The 18,361-nt window shown below is 71.4% G+C and carries 15 protein-coding genes; 11 read left to right on the top strand and 4 right to left on the bottom strand.

The genetic code is table 11. From position 1 onward, the window contains the following. The first annotated feature begins 99 nt into the window (after positions 1-99). The 4 genes from lepA (at position 100) to AC29IT_RS14490 (ending at position 6,789) form a co-directional block, all read left to right on the top strand. On the top strand, positions 100-1,956 hold the full coding sequence (gene lepA / locus AC29IT_RS14505; protein ID WP_488219005.1) for a translation elongation factor 4: 1,857 nt from the start codon (positions 100-102) through the stop codon (positions 1,954-1,956). A 312-nt stretch (positions 1,957-2,268) separates the two neighbouring features. Then, entirely contained in the window at positions 2,269-4,629 is a 2,361-nt protein-coding gene (locus tag AC29IT_RS14500; RefSeq protein WP_488219004.1) for an arylsulfatase, read from the top strand. A 111-nt stretch (positions 4,630-4,740) separates the two neighbouring features. Next, entirely contained in the window at positions 4,741-5,634 is an 894-nt protein-coding gene (locus tag AC29IT_RS14495; protein WP_488219003.1) for a LysR family transcriptional regulator, read from the top strand. A 90-nt stretch (positions 5,635-5,724) separates the two neighbouring features. Further along, complete coding sequence (locus AC29IT_RS14490; RefSeq protein ID WP_488219002.1) at positions 5,725-6,789, top strand: DNA polymerase III subunit beta family protein; 1,065 nt, start codon at positions 5,725-5,727, stop codon at positions 6,787-6,789. A gap of 33 nt (positions 6,790-6,822) precedes the next feature. On the opposite strand, the gene AC29IT_RS14485 is transcribed toward AC29IT_RS14490, so the two are convergent. Next, a complete protein-coding gene (locus AC29IT_RS14485) occupies positions 6,823-8,283 on the bottom strand; it encodes an XRE family transcriptional regulator (RefSeq protein ID WP_224960355.1) in 1,461 nt (486 codons plus the stop codon). Positions 8,284-8,403: 120 nt separating this feature from the next. Between AC29IT_RS14485 and aceA the strand changes: the two genes are divergently transcribed. Then, positions 8,404-9,726 (top strand): isocitrate lyase, encoded by a 1,323-nt coding sequence (aceA, locus tag AC29IT_RS14480; protein WP_358434432.1) that lies wholly within the window; start codon positions 8,404-8,406, stop codon positions 9,724-9,726. A 332-nt stretch (positions 9,727-10,058) separates the two neighbouring features. Then, a complete protein-coding gene (locus AC29IT_RS14475; protein WP_358434429.1) occupies positions 10,059-10,622 on the top strand; it encodes a Uma2 family endonuclease in 564 nt (187 codons plus the stop codon). 87 nt (positions 10,623-10,709) lie between these two features. Here AC29IT_RS14475 and AC29IT_RS14470 read toward each other — a convergent pair whose 3' ends face one another. Then, positions 10,710-10,928, bottom strand: coding sequence for a hypothetical protein (locus AC29IT_RS14470; protein WP_488219001.1), 219 nt, complete (start codon positions 10,926-10,928; stop codon positions 10,710-10,712). Positions 10,929-11,244: 316 nt separating this feature from the next. Here AC29IT_RS14470 and AC29IT_RS14465 point away from each other — a divergent pair, with 316 nt between their 5' ends. Then, complete coding sequence (locus AC29IT_RS14465) at positions 11,245-12,297, top strand: NAD(P)H-dependent flavin oxidoreductase (RefSeq protein WP_488219000.1); 1,053 nt, start codon at positions 11,245-11,247, stop codon at positions 12,295-12,297. Between the two features lie 91 nt (positions 12,298-12,388). Next, a complete protein-coding gene (locus AC29IT_RS14460; protein WP_488218999.1) occupies positions 12,389-13,021 on the top strand; it encodes an MOSC domain-containing protein in 633 nt (210 codons plus the stop codon). On the opposite strand, the gene AC29IT_RS14455 is transcribed toward AC29IT_RS14460, so the two are convergent. Beyond that, positions 12,996-14,003 carry a methyltransferase gene (locus AC29IT_RS14455; RefSeq protein ID WP_488218998.1) on the bottom strand — a complete coding sequence of 336 codons (1,008 nt, stop codon included), beginning with the start codon at positions 14,001-14,003 and terminating at the stop codon, positions 12,996-12,998. The two genes, AC29IT_RS14460 and AC29IT_RS14455, sit on opposite strands and share 26 nt — an antisense overlap. 282 nt (positions 14,004-14,285) lie before the next feature. Then, the gene (locus AC29IT_RS14450; RefSeq protein ID WP_358434416.1) at positions 14,286-14,954 is read right to left on the bottom strand and encodes a GntR family transcriptional regulator; all 669 of its coding nucleotides are present in this window, start codon (positions 14,952-14,954) and stop codon (positions 14,286-14,288) included. Between the two features lie 135 nt (positions 14,955-15,089). Here AC29IT_RS14450 and AC29IT_RS14445 point away from each other — a divergent pair, with 135 nt between their 5' ends. The 3 genes from AC29IT_RS14445 (at position 15,090) to AC29IT_RS14435 (ending at position 18,302) form a co-directional block, all read left to right on the top strand. Next, a complete protein-coding gene (locus tag AC29IT_RS14445; RefSeq protein WP_488218997.1) occupies positions 15,090-15,896 on the top strand; it encodes a sugar phosphate isomerase/epimerase family protein in 807 nt (268 codons plus the stop codon). Between the two features lie 202 nt (positions 15,897-16,098). Further along, positions 16,099-16,863, top strand: a complete 765-nt coding sequence (locus AC29IT_RS14440; protein ID WP_358434411.1) for an SDR family NAD(P)-dependent oxidoreductase — start codon at positions 16,099-16,101, stop codon at positions 16,861-16,863. A 101-nt stretch (positions 16,864-16,964) separates the two neighbouring features. Beyond that, on the top strand, positions 16,965-18,302 hold the full coding sequence (locus AC29IT_RS14435; RefSeq protein ID WP_358434409.1) for a GntP family permease: 1,338 nt from the start codon (positions 16,965-16,967) through the stop codon (positions 18,300-18,302). Positions 18,303-18,361 lie beyond the last annotated feature (59 nt).

The raw sequence follows: 18,361 nt of genomic DNA, 5'->3' as shown, positions 1-18,361 counted from the left end.
GCCGGCCCCGGAGTTGGGCTCCGGTGGCAGGTCGCCGCGTGGGACGATGTGGGTTGCACGCGCGCCCCGCGAGGACCCCGAGATCCCAAGGAACACCGAGTGAGCAGCTTCGCCGATACGACCTTCACGGACCCGGAGCGCATCCGGAACTTCTGCATCATCGCGCACATCGACCACGGCAAGTCGACGCTGGCCGACCGGATGTTGCAGCTCACCGGGGTGTTGGGCGAGCGGGCGTACCGGGCGCAGTACCTCGACCGGATGGACATCGAGCGGGAACGCGGCATCACGATCAAGGCGCAGAACGTGCGGCTGCCGTGGACCGCGGACGGCGTCGACCACGTGCTGCACATGATCGACACCCCGGGGCACGTCGACTTCACCTACGAGGTGAGCCGGTCGCTGGCCGCCTGCGAGGGCGCGATCCTGCTGGTCGACGCGGCGCAGGGCATCGAGGCGCAGACCTTGGCGAACCTGTACCTGGCGATGGAGCACGACCTCCAGATCATCCCGGTGCTCAACAAGATCGACCTGCCCGCGGCGGAGCCGGACAAGTACGCGGCGGAGCTGGCGCACATCATCGGCTGCGAGCCCACCGATGTGCTCCGGGTGTCGGCGAAGACCGGTGAGGGCGTGGGCGAGGTCCTCGACGAGGTCGTCCGCCAGATCCCCGCCCCGCAGGGCGTGCACGACTCGCCGCCCCGCGCGATGATCTTCGACTCGGTGTACGACACCTACCGCGGCGTGGTGACCTACATCCGCGTCGTCGACGGCAAGATCACTCCGCGGCAGCGGATCCGGATGATGTCGACCAATGCCACGCACGAACTGCTCGAGGTCGGCATCATCTCGCCGGACCCGAAGCCCTCCGCCGGGCTCGGCGTCGGCGAGGTCGGCTACCTGATCACCGGCGTGAAGGACGTCCGCCAGTCCAAGGTGGGCGACACGGTGACCGCGGAGCGCAAGGGCGCGACCGAGGCGCTCGGCGGCTACCGCGAACCGAAGCCGATGGTCTACTCCGGGCTGTACCCGGTGGACGGTTCGGACTACCCGATCCTGCGCGAAGCGCTCGACAAGCTGCAGCTCAACGATGCCGCGCTGACCTACGAGCCGGAGACCTCGGGTGCGCTCGGCTTCGGCTTCCGCTGCGGTTTCCTCGGCCTGCTGCACCTGGAGATCACCCGGGACCGGCTGGAGCGCGAGTTCGGCCTGAACCTGATCTCGACGGCGCCCAACGTCGTCTACCAGGTGAAGCTCGAAGAAGGCGAGGACATCGAGGTCACGAACCCGTCGGACTGGCCGGAGGCGAAGATCGGCGAGATCCACGAGCCGATCGCGAAGTGCACCGTCATCGCCCCGTCCGAGTTCGTCGGCACCATCATGGAGCTGTGCCAGAGCAGGCGCGGCCGCCTCGAAGGCATGGACTACCTCTCGGAGAGCCGGGTCGAGCTGCGCTACACGCTGCCGCTCGCCGAGATCGTGTTCGACTTCTTCGACCACCTCAAGTCCCGCACCCGCGGCTACGCCTCGATGGACTACGAGGAGTCGGGCACGCAGAGCTCCCAGCTGGTCAAGGTGGACATCCTGCTGCAGGGCGAGCCGGTGGACGCGTTCAGCGCGATCGTGCACAAGGACTCCGCCTACTCCTACGGCACCAAGATGACCTCGAAGCTGCGCGAGCTCATCCCGCGCCAGCAGTTCGAGGTGCCGATCCAGGCCGCGATCGGGTCGCGGGTGATCGCCCGCGAGACGATCCGCGCCATCCGCAAGGACGTGCTCGCCAAGTGCTACGGCGGTGACATCAGCCGGAAGCGCAAGCTGCTGGAGAAGCAGAAGGAGGGCAAGAAGCGGATGAAGACCATCGGGCGGGTCGAGGTCCCGCAGGAGGCCTTCGTCGCGGCGCTGTCCACCGACGACTCCGCGAGCAAGGACGACAAGTCCAAGCCGAAGAAGTGACGTGCCGCCGACCGCTCGCCTCATGACCGGTTTCCCGGGGCGGGCGGTTCGGCAGCGGTGCCATAGGCGTCGACTATGGCGTGCATCGTGAATCGGTCTTCCCTCCGCGGTGGCGACCTGCCACCTGCGGTGATCTTGTGTGGATGTGGTGCGGGACTCGCCGGCCCGCGGTGTCCGGCTCGTGGGAACCCTTGCTCGCGGCGGTTCGCCGACTAGCATTCGAGCCGCACCGCGGGGACGCGGAAACCCTTGCGCCGCTTGCGGTTTCGCCGTCTCCCGTGCTCGTCCGCCGCACCGCACAGGAGGTCGCACATGGGAGCATCCGACGTATCGCGTGAACACCTGCCGATCCCGGACGCCCCGCCCACCGCCGTCACCGCGCTCGACGCGCGCGACCAGAACCCGGCCTTCACCCCCGCACAGCCGTTGAACGCGCCCGCCGGCGCGCCCAACGTCGTGCTGGTGCTCATCGACGACATGGGTTTCGGTGCTTCCAGCTCGTTCGGCGGACCGTGCGAGATGCCGACCGCGCAGCGGCTCGCCGACGGCGGACTGCGCTACTCCCGGTTCCACGTCACCGCGATCTGCTCGCCGACGCGCCAGGCGCTGCTGACCGGCCGCAACCACCACTCGGTGGGCATGGGCGTGACCACCGAGATGTCCAGCGCTGCCCCCGGCTACTGCGGCATCCGCCCGCGCAGCGCGGCCACGCTCGGCCAGCTGCTCAACGGCAACGGCTACAACACCGCCGCGTTCGGCAAGTGGCACCAGACCCCGGCGCGGGACGTGAGTCCGGCGGGACCGTTCGACCGGTGGCCCACCGGTGAGGGCTTCGAGAAGTTCTACGGCTTCCTGTGCGCCGAGATGAACCACTGGTACCCGGTGCTGTTCGACGGCACCAACCCGGTGGAGCCGGATCGCCGCCCCGAGGACGGCTACCACCTGTCCGAGGACCTGGTGGACCAGGCGATCGACTGGGTGCGCACCCGGCACACGTTGAAGCCGGACACCCCGTTCTTCACCTACCTGCCGTTCGGCGCCACGCACGCGCCGTACCACGTGCCGCAGGAGTACCGGGACAAGTACCGCGGCAAGTTCGACCACGGCTGGGACCGGCAGCGCGAGATCACCTTGGCGCGGCAGAAGGAACTCGGCGTGGTGCCGCCGGACACCGAACTCGCCCCGTGGGCGGAGGGCGTCCCGCACTGGGACGAGCTGTCCGCGGAGGAGCAGCGCGCGGCGGCGTCGCTGATGGAGCTCTACGCCGGGTTCGCCGAGCACACCGATGACCAGGTCGGCCGGCTCGTCGACGCGCTGGAGGAGACGGGCGAGCTCGACAACACGATCTTCATCTACATCCTCGGGGACAACGGCGCCTCGGCCGAGGGCGGTCTCGGCGGCACGTTGAACGAGCACCGGTTCGCCACCGGCATCCCGGACAGCGCCGAGTTCATCAACGCGAACCGCGACGCGCTCGGCGACGCCACGACCCACGCGCACTACCCGGTCGGCTGGGCGCTGGCGATGAACACCCCGTACCAGTGGACGAAGCAGGTCGCCTCGCACCTCGGCGGCACCCGGGACGGCATGATCGTGCACTGGCCGCGCGGCATCGAGGAGCGCGGCGGCATCCGGGACCAGTGGCACCACGTGATCGACGTGGTCCCGACGATCCTGGAGGCGGCGGGCCTCCCACACCCGACTTCGGTGCAGGGCGTGCCGCAGCAGCCGATCGAGGGCACCAGCATGCTCTACAGCTTCAACGACGCCGACGCGCCGGACCGCCACCGCGTGCAGTACTTCGAGATGGTCGGCAACCGCGGCATCTACCACGACGGCTGGATGGCGGTGACCAGGCACGGCACCCCGTGGGAGATGGTGCAGGACGGCACGCGCCGGTCCTTCGACGACGACCGCTGGGAGCTCTACGACACCAACGTGGACTGGAGCCAGGCGCACGACATCGCCGCCGAACACCCGGGCAAGCTCCGCGAGCTGCAGCAGCTGTTCCTGGTGGAGGCGGCCAAGCACCAGGTGTTCCCGCTGGACGACCGGATGACGGAGCGGGAGAACCCGAAGGAGGCCGGGCGGCTGGACCTGTTCGGCGACCGCGGCACGATCACCTTCCACGCCGGGGCGAAGCGGCTCACCGAGGAGACCGCGCCGAACATCAAGAACCGCTCGTACGTGATCACCGCGCAGCTGGAGGTGCCCGAAGGCGGGGCCGACGGCGTGGTCGTGGCGCAGGGCGGCCGGTTCGGCGGCTGGTCGCTGTACTTCCACGAGGGACGGCCCAGCTACGCCTACAACTACTTCGGCACCGACATCTACAAGATCAGCGGCCAGGTGCTGGAGCCGGGCGCGCACGAGGTGCGCCTCGACTTCGCCTACGACGGCGGTGGCGTCGGCAAGGGCGGTCGCGCGGTGCTGACCGTGGACGGCACCGAGGTCGCCGATGGCCGGGTGGACGCCACGATCCCGTACTACTTCGCCTTCGACGAGACCTTCGACATCGGGGTGGACCGGGCATCGCCGGTGGTGGACGACTACGCGCCGGTGGACAACGCGTTCACCGGGCGGCTGCGGTCGGTGCGCTTCGACCTCGGCGACGACCTGGCCAGCGATGTCGCGGACGACGAGGCGCGGGAGCGGTTCCGGGCCGCGCACGACTGAGCGGTCTCCCGAGCCGTCCCTCCCGGCCCGGCGATGCACCCGCCGGGCCGGGCGTTCGCGCGGGCCGTTCGCGCCGCGCTGGTTACGGTGGGCGCAGGAGGGGAGGCCGTCGTGGAGCGTCGTGAAGTGGAGTACTTCCTGGCCATCGCCGAGCACGGCAGCTTCACCGGTGCGGCGAAGTCGCTGCGCGTCGCACAACCGTCGCTGTCGACCGCGATCGGACAGCTGGAGAACCGGTTGGGCGGCAAGCTCTTCCACCGGCTCCCGCACGGGGTGCGGCTGACCGCGGCGGGTGAGGCGCTGCTGGAGCCGGCCCGCCAGGTGATGCGGGACTTGAGCACCGCGCAGGATTCCGTGCGCCAAGTGCTGGGGCTGGCGTCGGGACGGCTGGACATCGTCGCGCAGACCACGCTCGCCGTCGATCCGCTGGCCCGGTTGATCGGCGAGTTCCTCCGGCACTTCCCGCAGGTCGACGTGCGGGTGTTCGACCAGGAACTGGGCAAGACCGCGACCGGCAGCGTCCGGGCGGGGCAGTGCGAGCTCGGCATGGTCGACGCCAGCACGGATCCGGAGGGCATGGAGGAGGTCGTGCTGCCGGGCAGGCAGATCTACGCCGTGCTGCCGCCGGGGGAGCAGGGGCCGAAGCGGATCGGGCTGTCCGAGCTGGCCGCCCGGGATTTCGTCGCCACTCCGGAGGGCACCGCGACGCGCGCGGTCATCGAGGACGTGGTCGCCGCCCGGGGGCTCCGCGCGAAGGTGTCGGTGGAGACCGCGCACCTCGCCATGGTCGTGCCGCTCGTGCTGGCGGGAGCCGGCGTCACCCTGCTGCCGGAGTCGATGGCGGTGGGCGCGGCCAAGGAAGGCGCCACGGTGTTGCCGCTGCGGCCCAAGGTGGTCCGCACCAGCCGGTTGCTCTGGCGGCCGGGGCCGTTGTCGCCCGCGGCGGCCCGCTTCGTCGATCTCGCGATGAGCTCGGTGCGGCCGCGGGAGAAGCGCGCCCGGTAGCTCGCCGGGTCCCGGCGGACGGGTGTGGTCCGGAATCGTTCGGTTCGGCATCGTTGACCCTCAAGTCGGTCGAAGCTCGATGATGGCGCGGTGTCCAGTTCTGAAGTGATGTCCATCGGTTCCTTCGCCCAGCGCACCGGCCTGACGGCCAGCGCGTTGCGCTTCTACGCAGACTCCGGGTTCCTCGCTCCGGCGCGGGTCGACGCGGGCTCCGGTTATCGGTTCTACGAGCAGGGCCAGGTGGATCGGGCCGTGCTGCTGCGGCGGTTGCGCGAGATCGGCATGCCGCTCGCTGCGGTCGGGGACGTGCTCGACGCCGATGCCGAGCGCGCGGTGCACCTGGTGGAGGAACACGTGCGGAAGGTCCTGGGCGATGCCGCGACCGCGCAGCGCGAGGCCGCGAGCATCACCGCGTCGTGGGCGGGCGAGCCGCCGTCGGAGCCGATCGCGTTGAGCGGCCCGGTGTTCGCCGCCGCGATCGAGCAGGTGCTGTCCGCGACCACCCGGGAATCGGAGATCCCCGTGCTCAACGGGGTGCTCTTCGAATGCGGTCCGGAGGCGGTGACGGTGACCGCCACCGACCGGTACCGGTTGGCGACGCGGACCCTGCTCCCGGCGGAGCAGGTGACGGTCGGCTGGTCGGCGACGGTGCACGCGGACGACCTGCGGTCCGTCCTGTCCGGCGTGCACCGGAGCCACCGGGTATCGGTCGCGTTGGCGCGCAACGGTGTCCGAGTGGTGCTGGACGGGGCGGCGGAGCAGCACTGCCGGCTGCTCGCCGAACCATTCCCGGATCACCGGGCGATGCTCGAGGCGTTGCCCGCCGTCACCACCCGCGTCGCGGTGGAGAAGGTCGATCTCCTCCGCGCGCTGGAGGTGAGTTCCGCCGCCGAGCCGGCCCTGGCCGTCCGGCGGCACGGCCTCACCTTGACCGGGGATTCCGGGGTCGGTTCGCCGGTGCCGGCTCGGGTGACGGGTCCCGACCTCGACATCCGGTTCCAGCTGACCACGCTCTACCCCGCGGTGAGCACCGCTATCGGCGCCGACCTGCTGCTCGACCTGCGCGGTGCCGAGCAGCCGGTCACCGTTCGCTCCGCCGATCACGGTGATCTCACCGCGCTGGTGATGCCGATCCCGGCGCGGTCCCGGCCCTGATTCCCGCCGACCACCGGCGGGAGCCGGGACCGGTCAGTGCGATTCGAGGAAGGCGTACACGTCGGCTTCGTCCACCCCGGGGAAGGTCCCCGACGGCAGTGCGGAGAGCACGTGCGAATGGGCCCGCGCCGATGGCCACACCATGCCCTGCCAGCGGTTCGAGAGCTCTGTCGGTGGTCGCTGGCAGCACTCGCCGTTCGGGCAGCGCGACTTCGAGTGGTTCGTCGTCTCCCGCCCGCGGAACCAGCGGGATTCGGTGTAGGGCACGCCGAGGGTGATGGCGAAGTCGCGGCCCCGGTTGGGGTCGACGTGCGCCACGCACCAGTGGGTGGCACCGGGTTTGTCGGTGTACTGGTAGTGCGTCGAGTAGCGGTCCGGTGAGGCGAACACCATCCGCCCCGCCCAGTGCCGGCACATCCGCTGGCCTTCGATGGCGCCGGCCGGGTCGGTGGGGAACACCAGCCCGTCGTTCTCGTAGGCCTTGTAGATGATCCCGGTCTCGTCGTTGCGGACGAAGTGGCAGACCAGGTCCAGGTACTGGGTGGCTAGGTTCGTGAAGCGGTGCGCCGCCATCTCGTAGGACACCGAGAACACGTCCCGCAGGTCCTCCACCGCCAGGTCGCGGTCCGCCTTCGCCTGCTTCAGGTAGCCGACCGCGGCCTGCTCCGGCATCAGCACCGCGGCGGCGAAGTAGTTCGCCTCGACCCGCTGGCGCAGGAAGTCCGCGAAGTCCCGCGGCTGGCTGTGCCCGAGGGTGAGGTGTCCGAGGGTCTGCAGCAGGATCGTGCGCGGGCTGTGCATGCCGAGCGACTCGCGGCGCAGGAAGATCCGGCTGTGCCGCATGTCGGTGATCGAGCGCACCGAGCGCGGCAGGTCGGTGACGAACCGCAGCCCGTAGCCCATGTGCGTCGCGATGGACTGGATGACCCCTTCGGACAGCGCGCCGCCGTGGTAGCCGACCCGCTCCAGGATGCCGGAGGCGGCCTTCTCGATCTCCGGGAAGTAGTTGCCGTGCTCGCGCATCATCTGCCGCAGCTCGGCGTTCGCCTTGCGCGCCTCCTCCGGCGTGGCGACCTGCTTGGTCTCCCGCCGCTTGAGCTCGTCGTAGAGCGCCAGCACGTGCTCCAGCGCCTCGGTCGGCACCCGCTTGCCCACCTTCAGCGGTGGTACGTCCAGCCGTTGGTAGAGCGGGTCGAGCTGGGCCTGCTCGACGGCGATCTCGAGCTCCGCGCGGCGATTCGGCGGTTTTTTCGACAGCAGTTCGTCCACTGAACTGCCGAGCGCGTCGGCGAGCGCGCGCAGCAGCGAGAGCTTCGGCTCGCGGTGACCGTTCTCCAGCAGGGACAGCTGGGATGGCGCGCGGCCGACGCGTTCGCCCAGCTCAACCAGGGTGAGCCCGGCGGCGCGGCGCAGGTGGCGCAATCTCTGACCGAACACCAGGAGGTCTTGGTCGGTGGAAAAATTGCGGTCTTCTTCGGGGGCGAACTCGGCCATGACGTTGATGCTAGCAGAAAAACCGCCGAAATTTCCTAGGATTTCTTCGCTGAACGGGGTGGTTCTCCGGCAACACTGGGTTCAGCAACGCCGCAACGAACATCCCGAAAGGGGAAGACCATGAGCCTCCAGCCCGGAAGCCGCCAGCAGGCGATCAAGGCCGCCGAGGAACTCCAGCGCGAGTGGGACACCGACCCCCGCTGGAAGGGCATCGAGCGCACCCACACCGCCGCCGACGTCGTCCGGCTGCGCGGCTCCGTGCAGGAGGAGCACACCCTGGCCCGGCTCGGCGCCGAGCGGCTGTGGAACCTGCTGAACGAGACCGATTACATCAACTCGCTGGGCGCGCTCACCGGCAACCAGGCGGTCCAGCAGGTCCGCGCCGGGCTGAAGGCCATCTACCTGTCCGGCTGGCAGGTCGCCGCGGACGCCAACCTGGCGGGCGAGACCTACCCGGACCAGAGCCTCTACCCGGCGAACTCGGTCCCGCAGGTGGTCCGCCGGATCAACAACGCCCTCAAGCGAGCCGACCAGATCAGCTGGTCCGAGGCGCTGGACCCGGAGGCGGCGGAGACCGAGTCGGAGCCGACGCACTGGCTGGCCCCGATCGTCGCCGACGCCGAAGCGGGCTTCGGTGGCGTGCTCAACGCCTACGAGCTGATGAAGGGCATGATCCAGGCGGGTGCCGCCGGCGTGCACTGGGAGGACCAGCTGGCCTCCGAGAAGAAGTGCGGCCACCTGGGCGGCAAGGTCCTCATCCCCACCAGCCAGCACGTCAAGACGCTGAACGCCGCGCGCCTGGCCGCCGACGTCGCGGGCGTGCCCTCGCTGGTCGTCGCCCGCACCGACGCGCAGGCCGCGACGCTGCTGACCAGCGACATCGACGAGCGCGACCAGCAGTTCGTGACCGGTGAGCGCACCTCCGAGGGCTTCTACAAGGTCACCAACGGCATCGAGCCCTGCATCACCCGCGGCCTGGCCTACGCGCCGCACGCGGACCTGATCTGGATGGAGACCTCGAAGCCGGACCTGGAGGTCGCCAAGCAGTTCGCCGAGGCGATCAAGGCCAAGTACCCGGACCAGATGCTGGCCTACAACTGCTCGCCGTCGTTCAACTGGCGGAAGAACCTGGACGACAGCACCATCGCCAAGTTCCAGCGCGAGCTCGGCCACATGGGCTACAAGTTCCAGTTCATCACGCTGGCCGGCTTCCACGCCCTGAACTACGGCATGTTCGACCTGGCCAAGGGCTACGCGGCGGACGGCATGACGTCCTACGTGGACCTGCAGGAGCGCGAGTTCGCCGCCGAGGCGCAGGGCTACACGGCCACCCGCCACCAGCGCGAGGCGGGCACCGGCTACTTCGACCTGATCAGCACGGCGGTCAGCCCCGACTCGTCGACCACCGCGCTGGCCGGCTCGACCGAGACCGCGCAGTTCTGATCGCGACCCGACCCGGTGCCGAGGCACCGAGCGGGCGGGGGAGCGGTTCCGGTCCGCGGCGGCCGGAACCGCGCCCCTGACCCGGAAGTACGGCTGAGCGCTCGTCGCGGGAGCGCTCATCTCAGACGCACCAGCGGCCCTGTGGCGGGGTGTGCGTGATCGCAATGGTGCGAGTGGGCGGGAGTCCCCGAACGGGGGCTCCCGCCCACTGCGTTGTCACACCTTCCGGTGAGCGCTGTATCAGGACGGCGGGTGCGCCCCTCTTCATCGCAGACCGGTTCCGGCGGCCGCACCGCCGGGACGCAGCGCACGAGCGGGAAGAGGTGGCGATCATGCGGATCGAAGCGGGAGCGGGACGGCCGTTCAGCGTGCACGACCTGGACGGGTCTCCGGAGGACGGCCGCAGGTACGAGCTGGTCGACGGCGAGCTGATGGTGAGCGCGCTGCCCGGGTGGCCGCACCAGGCGGCGGTGGTGGAGCTGGCCTCGCAGCTGCACATCGCCTGCACCGCGGAGTACCGGGTGCTGCCCGCGCCGTTCGCGGTGCGGCCGGACCCGTTCACCGAGCTGCGGCCGGACGTCCTGGTCGCCCGGCACGACGACCTGACGCTGCGGAACCTGCCCGCGGCGCCGGTGCTGGCGGTCGAGGTGGTCTCGCCGAGCAGCAGGCTCAAGGACACGACGCTGAAGAAGGAGGTCTACGCGCGGCTGGGCACCCGGTTCTTCTGGCTGGTGGACCCGGACCTGGAGGAACCCGCGATCACCGCGTGGGAACTGGTGGGCGGATCCGGGTACCAGCGCATCGCCCGGGCCCTCGGGGACGAGTCGTTCGAGGTGCAGCACCCGTTCCCGGTCAAGCTGACGCCTGCCGACCTGGTGGCGGGCCTGCGGCCATGAGCACGGGCGGGGCGGGGACCAGAACCGGTTCCCGCCCCGCCCGGGGTGTGCTTCGGCCGCCCACGCGCCGGGTGGCCGATCGCCTGATCAGGCCGCCAGGCCCAGCGCGTCCAGCGCGGCACCGACCGAGGACAGCGTGGCCGCCACCGTCGAGTCCAGGGCCTCGGCGATCGGGGTGAGCTCCGCGGCGTTCGCGGGCAGCGCCAGACCGACCATCAGGGCGGGCACCGCCAGCGCGGCGAACGCGATGCGGCGGACGTGCGAGCGGGGCTCGGTGGTGGTGGTCTGTTCGGCGGTCGTGTTCATGAGGATCACCCGTTCTCGTGCTCGATCGCTTGCTGTGCCAAGAGATTCGCCGTCGTGATGACCTGGGGCAAGGTCGTTCACAGCTCGTTTTCCCGTTCGGTACACGTTCGGCGAACTCGTGTCGCGGGTCGCAGACCTTCGGTGGTGGCGCGAGAGCGCCGCATCCGCCAGGGGCGGCGGCGATCGGGATCGATCGGCGGCGCGGGGGGAACCAGGGACGAGCGGCGGAGGTGTGATCCATCCGGCGGTGTGATCCGTCCGACCCGGAGTTCGCGGTCACTCGCGCGTGCTCCGGGGCGTCACTAGGGTCCGGGACATGATCGAGCAGCGGAGCGCCCCGGTGATCGCGGCGCCGATGGCGGGCGGGATCTCCACACCCGAACTGGTGGCGGCGGTCGGCGGTGCGGGCGGATTCGGCTTCCTGGCCGCGGGCTACCTCTCCGAAGAGGACCTGCTCGGGCAGATCCGGCGGGTGCGCGAACTCGGCTCGGCTCCCTTCGGGGTGAACCTGTTCGTGCCGGGGGCGCGGCGCGAGCTGGACTTGGCGGAGTACCGGGCGCGGGTGTCGGCTGAGGCGGAGCGGTACGGCGTGCAGGCCGGATCGGCCCACTGGGACGACGACCTCTACCAGGCCAAGGTGGAGCTGGTGATCGCCGAACGGGTTCCGGTGGTGTCGTTCACCTTCGGCCGCCCGGAGAAGTCCACAGTGGAACGGTTGCACGAGGTCGGGGCGCAGGTGGTCTGCACGGTCACCACTCCCGACGAGGCGCGGCGGGCCGCCGAGGTCGGTGTCGACCTGCTGTGCGTGCAGGGTTCCGAAGCGGGTGGGCACCGCGGCGTGTTCGACGACGACCCGGACTCGCCTGCGGGTGGGGAGCTGTTCGGCCTGCTGGGCGCGCTGCGGACGATCTCCGGAGCGGTCGACCTCCCGCTGGTGGGCGCCGGCGGTGTCGTGACCGGCGCGGACCTCGCCGCTGTGCTGTCGGCCGGTGCGGTGGCGGCGCAGCTCGGCACCGCGTTCCTGGTGTCGGCGGAGGCGGGCACCGCGCCGACCCAGCGCGCCGCGCTCGAAGCCGGAACCAGGAGCACCGCGATCACCAGGGCGTTCAGCGGCCGTCCGGCGCGGGGGCTGGTCAACCGCTTCCTGGCGGAGCACGGACCGCACGCCCCGGCCGCCTATCCGCAGCTGCACCACCTCACCAAGCCGGTGCGCGGTGCGGCCGGGCGCGCCGACGACCCGGAGGCGATGTCGTTGTGGGCGGGGCAGACCTACGCCCAGGCGACACCGCTGCCCGCCGCGGACCTGGTCCACGACCTCGTCGCGCAGGCCCGGTCCGCGCTCGACACCGCACGCACCCGCCTGGGCTGAGCGGTCCCGGCCGCTCGGTCGTGTGGCCGAAATCCTCGTGCGCCGAGGTCGGGGGCGAACATAGGTTGGCCGGGTGGGTCATGTGCAGGCAGTGAACGTCGCGGTCCTGCGGACCGGCGAGTGGACGGGCCGGATGGGCAGCACCGGCATCGACAAGCGTCCGGTGCAGGGGCCGGTGCGGTTCACCGAGAGCGGCGTGCACGGCGACACCGTGATCGACCGCAAGCACCACGGCGCCTGGTACCAGGCGGCCTACGCCTTCGACGTCGAGGACCTGCGGTTCTGGTCGGCGGAGCTGGGCGCGGAGCTGGTGCCCGGCAACGCCGGCGAGAACCTGAGCCTGCGCGACTGCGACTCGAGCGCGGCCGTGGTGGGGGAGCGCTGGCGGATCGGTGGCGCGGTGCTGCGGGTGACCGCGCCGCGCGACCCGTGCCGGGTGTTCGCCGGGTTCTGGGACGTCAAGGGCCTGGTGAAGCGGTTCGCCGCGGTCGGACGTCCCGGTGCCTACCTGGCGGTGGAACAGCCCGGTGAGATCACCGCGGGTGACGCGGTCGACGTGCTGAGCAGGCCGGCGCACGCGGTCACCGTCGCCGACGTGCTCGCGCTGAACATGGGCGACCGGGACCGCCGCGAGCACGTCGCCGCCGCGGCCGTGGACCTGCCGGAGAAGTTGCGGGTCAAGCTCGGGTTCGCCGAGCTCACCGGTCCGGAAGGCATTCGATGATGCCGTGACCGTCGTCGAGCCTGATGACGGAGGCGATGAACAGCCCGGCCGCGGCGGCGATGCGCTCGGTCTGGTCCAGGTCCCGCATCCGGCCACCGACGTAGATCATCATCCGCAGGTCCATCTCGGTGAACTCGCCGTCCGGGTCCGGGAGGAGCTCCACGATGAGCACGCTGCCCTCCCGGCCGTCCGCGCCCGCGGCCTCGGCGCACCGGCCGAGCAGCCGCACCGCGTCCTCGTCCTCCCAGTCGCCGAGGACATCGCACAGCACGTAGGCGTCGGCGCCCGGCGGCAGCGGATCGAAGAAGTCGCCGGCGACCACGTCGGCGCGATCGCGGACCCCGCGCGACTCCAGGTAGCCCTCGGCCGCCGCGGCGGGCCCGGGCAGGTCCACCAGCGTGCCGCGCAGGTCCGGGTGGCGTTCCAGGATCTCGGCGAGCAGGACGCCCTTGCCACCGCCCACGTCGAGCACCCGCTCGAACCGGTCCCAGGCCGCCGCCGCGGCGACCAGCGGGGCCAGCTCGTCGGACTTGGTCTCCATCAGGTCGTCGAACGAGTCCGACAGCTGCGGGCTGTGCGCGAGGTCCTCCCGGAAGGAGCGGCCGAACGCGGCGGGGTAGGCGGGGTGCCTGCCGCGGACCTGCTCGACGAGCTCCACGAAGGCCAGATCGGCGCGACCCACGGCGCCGTCCAGGTCGAGCCACTCGCGGGTGCCGCCCGGAGCGTCGGTCCGCAGCACGCGGGAGGCGTCGTTGGGGCCGAACACGTCCGGTTCCGGTTCGGTGAACACCCCGCGCCGCACCAGGAACCGCAGCACTCTGCCGAGCGGGTCGGCCTCGGTCCCGGACCGCTTCGCGATCTCGTCGAGCGGGAGTTCCCCGTCCTGGACGATGTCGGCCAGCCGCAGCGTGGCGGCGGTGCGCACCGCGAAGGGCGTGACCAGGTCGGCCATCGCCCAGACGTCCACCGGCTCGGAGGCCATGCGGGGAGGATAGGTGCCGCGGCGGTCACCGGCAGCGGATCCGACGCGGCCTGACCGGCCCGGCGGCCCAGTCCCACCCGGGCAACCCAGTCCCACCCGGCGGCCCAGTCTCACCCGGCAACCCAGTCCCACCCGGCAACCCGGTCCAGCAGCTCAGTCAGCTGCCCAGCCCGGCAGTTCCGCAGCTCAGCTCAGCTGCTCAACCCAGCCCAGCTGCCCAGCCCAGCTGCCCAGCCCAGCTGCCCAGCCCAGCTGCCCAGCCCAGCTGCCCAGTCAGGCAGCTCAGTCCTGCAGCGCCGCGACGATCCGCTCGGCCGTCTCCCGCATGTGCTCGCCGATGACCTCGCGCGCCCGAGCGGAATCGCCCGCCTCGATGGCGTCGACGATCGGCGAGTGCCGTTGCCAGGCCATGTTCCGCACAGCCAGTTCCGGGCCGGAACGCACGATGGTGGCGCGGGTCAGCCCGGAGATGTGCTGCCAGGACTGCACGAGCGCGGCGTTGCCGGTGAGCTCGCACATCCGCTGGTGGAAGGCCAGGTCCGCTTCGACGAGCGCGGCCATGTCCTGGTCGAGCTCGCGCAACCGGTCGACCGCCGTGCGCAGCTCGGCGACGAGCGCGGCGCGGTCGGTGGCGCCGCACAACGTCTCCACGGCCAGCGATTCGAGGGCGGCGCGCACGGCGAAGATGTCCCGCACCTCGGCGCCGGTGAGCGCCCGGACCAGGAGCTTGCCGCGTTCGTCGGCGACGACGAGTCCTTCCTGCACGAGGTGGCGCAGGGCCTCGCGCAGCGTCCCGCGGGAGACGGACAGCGCTTCGCTGAGCTCGGTCTCGATCAGCCGCCTGCCGGGTTCGAGCTGGCCGCTGCTGATCGCCTCGCGCAGCTTGCGCAGCGACTGCTCGCGCAGGGTCTGCCGGTCGACGCCGCCTAGCGCCGGAACATCCAGGGACACCAGTGGATCGCCTCTCTGCTCGCTGACCCGCACATCGTAGTCGACGAACGGGTCGGCGAATAACGGTCGACTGTTGACAGTCGACTCGGCACGTCGTTAACTGTGCGCCACCTGACGCACGAAGGAGTGAGGAAGATGCCGGAGCTGGGCTGCTCGACGATCTCGTTCCGCCGGATGCCGGTGGCCGAGGCGCTCGCGACCATCCGCGAGCTCGGCTTCGGTGGCATCGACCTCGGCGGCCTGCCCGGCGTGTGCGACCACATCCCCACCCCGCTGACCGGGCCCGCGGACGAGCTCGTCGAACTGGTGCGGGACTCCGGGCTGCGCACCTGGGCGATCAACGTCGATCCGGGGCCGCTCAACGACCCGCGGCTCGACGAGCGGGACCTGCGCACCGCCGGGCGCGGACTCGTGGAGCTCGCGTCGCGGCTGGACGCCGCGGTCATCGTGCCGTGCGGCGCGCAGCAGCGGGAGCCGTTCGCGGACGAGCGGACCGACCTGGACCGGATCGCGCGCGGCCTCCGCGCGCTCGGCGACCTCGCGGCGGAACGAGGCGTGCGGCTGCTGGTGGAGGGCCTGCACCACTTCCGCTTCTGCCACACCGCCGACCGCGCGGCCGCACTGCTGGAGCGGGTCCCCGCCGAGTCCGCCGGGTTCGTCTTCGACGTCAGCCACGTGGTGGCGGGCGGGTTCGACGAGGTCGCGTTCGCCGAGGACTTCGCCGAACGCATCGAGCACGTGCACCTGCGCGACGCCGAACCCGGCGACATCAACCTCAGCATCGGCCGTGGCCGCGCCGACTTCGCCGGGGTGGTGCGGGCGCTGCGGGACGCCGGGTACGGCGGCCGGTACGTGCTGGAGCTCGAGACGCACGACGTGAGCGAGCAGGAGCGCCCCGCCGCGGCCGCCGCCGCGAAGGACGCGATCACCGCGCTGCTCTGACCCGCTACGGCGAGCCGCCAGCCCACGACGCCGGCACCCCACGACGTCGGCAGCCCACGACGTCGAGCCGTCAGCCCACGAGACCGAGCCGCCACCCCACGACACCGAGCCGCCACCCGGCGGCACCCCGCGATGCACGGCACCCCGCCACACCCCGCGGCACCACCCCGGCGCCGCGCCCATCCGAACCAGGAGGACCCGCATGTCCGACACCGCCCGCACCGCCCTGATCACCGGAGCCGGCTCCGAGCGCGGCATCGGCCGGGAGACCGCCCGCAGGCTCGCCGCCGCGGGCTTCGACATCGCCGTGCTGGACCTCGACGGCGCCGCCGCCGAGAGCACCGCGTCCCTGGTCGCGGCCGAGCACGGCGTGCGCGCCCTCGGCGTGCGGGCCGACGTCACCGAGCAGGACTCGGTGGACGCCGCCGTGACCGCCGTCGAGAACTCGGAGCTGCCCCCGATCGCCGCGCTGGTCAACAACGCGGGCATCACCCGGCCCACCCGCTTCCTGGACATCCCGCCCGCCGAGTGGGACCTGGTGTTCAAGGTCAACGTCACCGGCACGTACCTGGTCACCCAGCGGGTGCTGCCCGGCCTGGTGGAACGCGGCTACGGCCGCATCGTCAACGTGTCCTCGGTCAGCGCGCAGCGCGGCGGCGGCGTGTTCGGCGGCTCGCACTACTCCGCGGCGAAGGCCGCCGTGCTCGGCCTGACCAGGGCGCTGGCGCGGGAGGTCGGCCCGAACGGGGTCGTCGTCAACGCCGTCACCCCCGGGCTGATCGACACCGACATCACCGGGGGCCTGCTCACCGGGGAGCGCAAGGAGAAGCTGATCGCCGACGTGCCGGTGGGCCGCAACGGTCGGACCGGGGACGTCGCGGCGACGATCACGTTCCTGGCGGGCGAGGACGTCGGCTACATCACCGGCGCCACCTTCGACATCAACGGCGGCTCGCACATCAACTGACGAGCTCGGACCGACCCGCTGCGACGTGCGGGGACGTGCTGGTGGAAGCTCACGTCCCGCCCGCGGCACCGCCCTCAACGACGAGGATCACGGAGCGAACATTGGCCTCCTCCTTCCTGCTGCTGCACACGGCGATCGCGGTCGTCGGCATCGTCGCCCTGATCGTCGGGGCACGGCTCAACCCGGTCATCGTGCTGGTGCTGGGTTCGCTCTACCTGGGGCTGGCGACCGGCCTCGGGTTCGAGGGCACGGCGAAAGCCGTCACCGACGGCTTCGGCGGGCTGATGGCCGAGGTCGGCTTGATCATCGGGTTCGGCGTGCTGCTCGGGTCGCTGCTGTCGGCGACCGGGACGTTGCAGCGCATCGTCGAGCTGTTCCTGAAGGCGTTCGGGAAGTCCCGGTCGCCGTACGCGCTGGGGCTGTCGTCCGGCGTGGTGTTCCCGGCGATCTACTTCGACGTGGCGCTGGTGATGCTGGCGCCGATCGCCCGTTCGGTGGCGGCGCGCACCGGGGCGAGCGTGGCGGCCGTCGGTGGTTCGCTGGCGATCGGCCTGGAGGTGGGCCTGCTGATGGTGCTGCCGGGTGCGGCGGCGCTGGCGGTGAGCGGCTCGCTCGGCGTCGGGTTGGGCGCGATGTTGTTGTGCGGCATCGGGATCGGGGTGCTCTCGATCGTCATCTCGGTGTTCCTGCACGGCCGGTTGATGCGCCGCACCTGGAACCCGGCCAGGGACGAGGCGCCCGCGGGGGACGGTTTCCAGGGCATGGACGTGGCCCCGGCGGAGTCGCCGCGCCGCACCCTGCCGCTGGTCGTGCTGGTGCTGCCGGTGCTGGTGCCGCTGGCCCTGATCGTGCTGGGCACGGTGACGGAGACGGTGGGCGCGCCGGTGGGCTGGGTGTCGTTCCTGGCCGATCCGGTGGTAGCGCTGCTGATCGGCTTGCTGATCGGGTGCGCGCTGACCGCGTGGACGTTGTCCCGCGACGCCGTGGAGCGGGCGCTGACCAGGGGCGCGTCCACCAGCGGCACGATCCTGCTGTTCACCGGGGTGGCGGGTTCGCTCGGCGAGGTGATCAGCCGGACCGGCGTGGGCGATGTGGTCTCCGGGATGTTCCACGCGGGCAGCGCGTCGCCGCTGCTGCTGGCGTGGCTGGTCGCGGCGCTGCTGCGGCTGGCGCAGGGTTCGGGTTCGGTCGCGGCGATCACCGCGGCGACCCTGCTGGCGCCGGTGGTGGGTGGTCTGAGCACGCCCGCGGTGCTGGTGGCGCTGGCCGCGGCGGCCGGGGCGAGCTTCGGCGGGCACGTCAGCGACAACACCTTCTGGATGTTCCGCACCATGCTGGGGCTGTCCACCCGCGGCGCGTTCCAGGTGTACACGGTCGCGCAGTCGATCATGTCGGTGGTGGCGCTGCTGCTGGTGCTGGCCGCGGACCTGGTGGTGTGAGTCCGGAAGGTCATCCGGCGCGGCGGTGTCCGCGCACCGCACCCTGGTGACCGGCGCGG

Source organism: Saccharopolyspora sp. MMCC62 (genome assembly GCF_057736575.1).
This window is presented reverse-complemented; position numbering and strand designations above follow the sequence as displayed.